General features: G+C 32.1%; 6 protein-coding genes and 2 pseudogenes. 3 read left to right on the top strand and 5 right to left on the bottom strand.

Going from position 1 to position 4,658, the window contains the following annotated elements:
• The 3 genes and pseudogenes from ACIQ6Z_RS09110 to ACIQ6Z_RS09100 form a co-directional block, all read right to left on the bottom strand.
• Positions 1–129: pseudogene (locus tag ACIQ6Z_RS09110) on the bottom strand (1,4-dihydroxy-2-naphthoate polyprenyltransferase); the annotation flags it as partial.
• Positions 129–395, bottom strand: coding sequence for a hypothetical protein (locus ACIQ6Z_RS09105; protein WP_396210573.1), 267 nt, complete (start codon positions 393–395; stop codon positions 129–131). The pseudogene ACIQ6Z_RS09110 and the gene ACIQ6Z_RS09105, both read right to left, overlap by 1 nt.
• 78 nt (positions 396–473) lie before the next feature.
• Positions 474–1,313 carry a 1,4-dihydroxy-2-naphthoyl-CoA synthase gene (locus ACIQ6Z_RS09100; RefSeq protein WP_396210572.1) on the bottom strand — a complete coding sequence of 280 codons (840 nt, stop codon included), beginning with the start codon at positions 1,311–1,313 and terminating at the stop codon, positions 474–476.
• A 131-nt stretch (positions 1,314–1,444) separates the two neighbouring features.
• On the opposite strand from ACIQ6Z_RS09100, the gene ACIQ6Z_RS09095 reads away from it, so the two are divergent.
• Both ACIQ6Z_RS09095 and ACIQ6Z_RS09090 read left to right on the top strand, forming a co-directional pair.
• Positions 1,445–1,873, top strand: a complete 429-nt coding sequence (locus tag ACIQ6Z_RS09095; RefSeq protein ID WP_396210571.1) for a PH domain-containing protein — start codon at positions 1,445–1,447, stop codon at positions 1,871–1,873.
• A 4-nt stretch (positions 1,874–1,877) separates the two neighbouring features.
• The gene (locus tag ACIQ6Z_RS09090; protein WP_396210570.1) at positions 1,878–3,059 is read left to right on the top strand and encodes a serine hydrolase domain-containing protein; all 1,182 of its coding nucleotides are present in this window, start codon (positions 1,878–1,880) and stop codon (positions 3,057–3,059) included.
• On the opposite strand, the gene ACIQ6Z_RS09085 is transcribed toward ACIQ6Z_RS09090, so the two are convergent.
• Both ACIQ6Z_RS09085 and ACIQ6Z_RS09080 read right to left on the bottom strand, forming a co-directional pair.
• On the bottom strand, positions 3,060–3,344 hold the full coding sequence (locus ACIQ6Z_RS09085; protein WP_396210569.1) for a hypothetical protein: 285 nt from the start codon (positions 3,342–3,344) through the stop codon (positions 3,060–3,062).
• A gap of 1 nt (position 3,345) precedes the next feature.
• Positions 3,346–4,182, bottom strand: a complete 837-nt coding sequence (locus tag ACIQ6Z_RS09080; protein WP_396210568.1) for a S1 RNA-binding domain-containing protein — start codon at positions 4,180–4,182, stop codon at positions 3,346–3,348.
• Between the two features lie 250 nt (positions 4,183–4,432).
• On the opposite strand from ACIQ6Z_RS09080, the pseudogene ACIQ6Z_RS09075 reads away from it, so the two are divergent.
• Positions 4,433–4,658: pseudogene (locus tag ACIQ6Z_RS09075) on the top strand (hypothetical protein); the annotation flags it as partial.

Raw genomic sequence — 4,658 nt, 5'->3', positions numbered from 1 at the left:
AATAAAAATCAATCCCTCAAAATGGTTTTGGTAATAGGCATAAGCACTTCCTACAATAATTCCAGAGACAGAAAGTGGCAAGGTTCGCAAACGGGCAGCTTGAATCCAGGGTTTTATGTTGTTTATCATTACATTAAAAATACGATAAAAATCGCTATTAGATTTACTGCCAAATTAAAATAAGGTATCAAACTATTTTTATTCTTAAAAATTGTATACGTGTTTAAAATTGGCAAAAGAAACAACATAGCAATCATTGGAAGCCAAAGAATCTCAGAAAGCACACCTAAAATAGTAACCTTATAAACATCTATTGTTTTACAAAGTAACCAATATAATAGGATAACTATACTTAAAGCTAAAATAAGTTTTTTATTTGCGATTACTTTTTCCATACCAACCTCTTTTAATTTAAAAATATCAATCTGCAAGTTAGATTATAACACATTTATCGAATTGCCTTTACCTCCAAATTAAGGCAAATATTTTTTTTCAAAATTTGGCTTACGTTTTTCTAAAAAGGCATCTCTTCCCTCCTTCGCCTCATCAGTCATATAAGCTAATCGTGTGGCTTCACCAGCAAAAACTTGTTGCCCCACCATGCCATCGTCTGTCAAATTCATAGCAAATTTTAGCATTTTAATGGATGTTGGCGATTTTGCCAATATCTCTTTTGCCCATTCATAAGCGGTTGCTTCCAACTCAACATGTGGAATCACGGCATTCACCATACCCATTTCAAACGCCTCTTGTGCCGAATAATTTCTGCCTAAAAAGAAAATTTCTCTTGCTTTCTTTTGTCCCACCATTTTGGCTAAATATGCCGAACCATAGCCTCCATCAAAACTGGTTACATCGGCATCGGTTTGTTTAAATATGGCATGCTCTTTACTGGCCAAAGTAAGATCACAAACTACATGAAGCGAATGTCCGCCACCCACAGCCCAACCAGGAACCACGCAAATCACCGCTTTTGGCATAAAACGGATCATGCGCTGCACTTCTAATATATTCAATCGGTGGTATCCATCTTCTCCAACATACCCTTGATGACCGCGTGCTTTTTGATCGCCACCACTACAAAAACTCCAAATACCATCTTTTGAACTTGGCCCTTCTGCTGATAATAATACAACACCAATAGATGTATCTTCTTGAGCGTCATAAAAAGCTTCAATTAATTCTTTCGTCGTTTTAGGTCGAAAAGCATTTCGAACATCGGGTCTATTAAACGCAATTCGAGCTACGCCATCACATTTTTTATATGTAATATCTTCAAATTCACGAACGGTTTTCCAATTGATAGTTAACATTTTTAATAATTTTTATCAAAAATACTTCAAAAATACTTTAATTTGCAACAGCAGATAAGATTTTTATGAAATCGTAATTAATTACTATTTTGAGAATATTATTTGTCCCAAAAAAAACAGTAAAACAATACATGAAATACAAATCGGACTTTAGTAAATTTAATTTTTTTATACCTCTATTTCCTGTAGTTCTAGTATCGTTTATTGCTTTTTTATCTGGAGATTCTATTAAAATGGTTTTGGCACCAATTGCAATTTTATTTTTATTTTTAAGTGTATTAATTACGGTTGCATTTTTTACAACTTATTACGAAATTCAAGAAAACGTATTATTTGTTTCTATGTTTTTTTACAAAACAAAAATTAAAATTTCAGAAATTAGAATCATAAAATATTCCAATTCTATAATTAAAACAAATTTTTACAAACCGGGCTTTCATCACAAAGGCATTGAAATTGTTTATCACAAATATGACGATATATTTATCTCACCTGAAAAAAGAGAACAATTTATTGCCAAGTTACTAGACATCAACCCAAATATTACGATTAAGAACTAACTATATGTTGAACAGAATAATTATTTTAAGCCTTAGTTTATTATTTATCCATTGCGAAAAAAAACCCGATGAAAAAAACGAGTCCACTTTGAAAGACAAAGACGGAAACGTTTCTAAATATGCTGTCAATTTTACGCCATTAAGTACGGTCTATAAAAAGAGAATGGCTGATGATATTGAAAATTTTTACAATAAAAAATTCAATGCCAAAGATTTTAGCGGTGGTTTTTTAGTGGCTAAAAACGGTGAAATTCTTTTTGAAAATTACAGTGGGTATGCCTACAAAGAAAAAAAAGATTCAATTAAAAAAGATACGCCAATCCATATCGCTTCTGTAAGTAAAGTAATTACAGCTGTTACCGTTTTAAAATTAGTAGACCAAGATAAAATTAAATTAGATGATTTAGTAAATAAATATCTTCCAGAATTTCCACACAAACAGACTACAGTTCGAATGCTACTCAACCACCGAAGTGGATTACGTAATTATGCCTATTTTGCCGATGACAAAGCTATTTGGAACAAGAAAAATAACCTTACCAATCAAGATGTTTTAAAATTACTTGCTACAAAAAATATTAGTTTAGAATCTACTCCTGGGACGCGCTTTAGTTATTGCAATACAAATTATGCGCTATTAGCACTTATTATTGAAAAGGTAACCAAAAACACCTATCCAAAAGTACTTCAAGAAATGATATTTGATCCGCTAGGAATGAAAAACACCTTTGTTTTTCACAACTTAAAGGACCAAGATAAAGTTTGTCAGTCTTATAAAAATAATTATTTACGATTGGCCTTTGAATTCTTAGATCAAGTATATGGTGATAAAAACATTTATTCAACACCTAGAGATTTACTAAAATTTGATTTGGCTTTATATTCAGAAGATTTTTTAAGCACAAAAATCAAAACTGAAATGTTCAAAGGGTATAGTTACGAACGTAAAGGCACTAAAAATTATGGATTAGGCATTCGCATGTTGGAATTTGAAACCGGACAACACTATTATTTTCACAACGGTTGGTGGCACGGAAATACCTCGTCTTATGTAACCTTACAAAAAGACTCGGTGACTATTATTGCTATTTCAAATAAGTTTTCGAAAAAACCATACCAAACAAAACGATTAGCGCCTAAATTTGGCGACTATCCGTTTGAGTTTAACGATAGTGAAGGGGAATAATTAAGGCAATAATTCTATTTTAAAATATCGAAGTATAAATAAAATAGTGCCTATGTTTAGAGACAAACTGATCCATGAATATTTGTTTATTTCATCCGTGTGAACAACAATTTCATACAAATTTAACAGCGGTAAAATGACTATAGCAATCCAAATGGGAATCCAAATAATTTCGGTCTCAAAGCCTATTATAGTTACCGTTTCAAATGTTTGTAGTATGGCGACAAAGGTAAGCACTAACGTAAGAATGCTTGCTAAAAGATAATATTTGTTTTTGGTTGTCATATTACACCAAATAGATACCGTCGTCTTTAAGTTCAATCAACTGCTGCTTATACAAACTACCTACGGCTTTCTTGAAATTTTTCTTACTCATTTTCAATACCGTTTTAATATCTTCTGGGTGCGAATGATCAGTTAGACGCAAAAAGCCACGATTTGCTTTCAACTCGTCTAAAATAATTTGTGAAGACGGTTCGATGGCCTCTATTCCTACTTTTCGCAACAATACATCAATTTTTCCGTCGGGACGAATGTTTTTAATATAACCTATGGTCTTCATTCCCGGTTTTACTTCGGTATACACTTCGTTTTTATAGGCCAAACCCTTGTATTTCTGATTGATGATGACATTGATACCGCCATCAGTAATGTGTGAAATTAAGATTTGAACTTCTTCGTTGGGTTCTAAATCTATATTTTCATTCGACAAATACTTATTGGTTCTGCTGGAAGCGACCAAACGATTGCTTTTTTCATCCATATACATATAGACCAAATAGCGTTTGCCCACCTCCATAGGTCGTGCTTGTTCTTTAAAAGGAACAAACAAATCTTTTTCCAAGCCCCAATCTAAGAATGCCCCAAACTGATTCATGTAATTCACCTTCAAATGGGCAAATTCATTGCGTTTAATATAGGGTTTCAGTGTAGTAGCTACCGGACGTTCTTCGTGGTCTAAATAAATAAAAACCGTCAAATCATCGCCAATAGAAAACTCTTTGGGAACGTATTTATTGGGCAACAAAACATCATCTTCTTGTGTTTCTTCACTTCCTAAAAATAAGCCCACTTTTGTATCTCTAAGGATTTTAAGCGTATTGAATTCTCCTATATGTAACATAAATAATATAAATAGTCTGCAAAGGTACACAATGATAAACAATATCATTAAAGAAGAACTATATTTAATTGTCAATATTAAGAAATTGAAAAAACAAACTTGATTAAATGTATAATTAATGTAAACAATACCTATTCATAACATTAAATTAACCTTTTAGGTAACAAATAATAATAGTTTTGCAAAAAATTAATTAGAACCACATCACAACAAAATGAAATTTAAAAGTATTATTTGCGCTGCATTTATAATGTTAAGCTTCTTTAATTCAAATGCACAAGAAGTTCGAGAAGATTCACTAAAACCAATTATGTCATCGCAACAAAAAATTGAAAGTGAATGGTATAATTCATTTAAAATTAGAGGCTATGTTCAAGCGCGTTACAACAGACTATTTGAAACTAATCCCGATCTAGGATGTGAGCAGTGTGACCGATCTTGGGGAGATGAAGGAGGTTTTTTCTTAAGACGGATTC

The sequence above is a fragment of the Flavobacterium sp. genome (genome assembly GCF_044376915.1).
GTDB lineage: Bacteria > Bacteroidota > Bacteroidia > Flavobacteriales > Flavobacteriaceae > Flavobacterium.
Note: the sequence above shows the minus strand (reverse complement) of the source record. Positions and strands in the feature narration are given on the sequence as shown.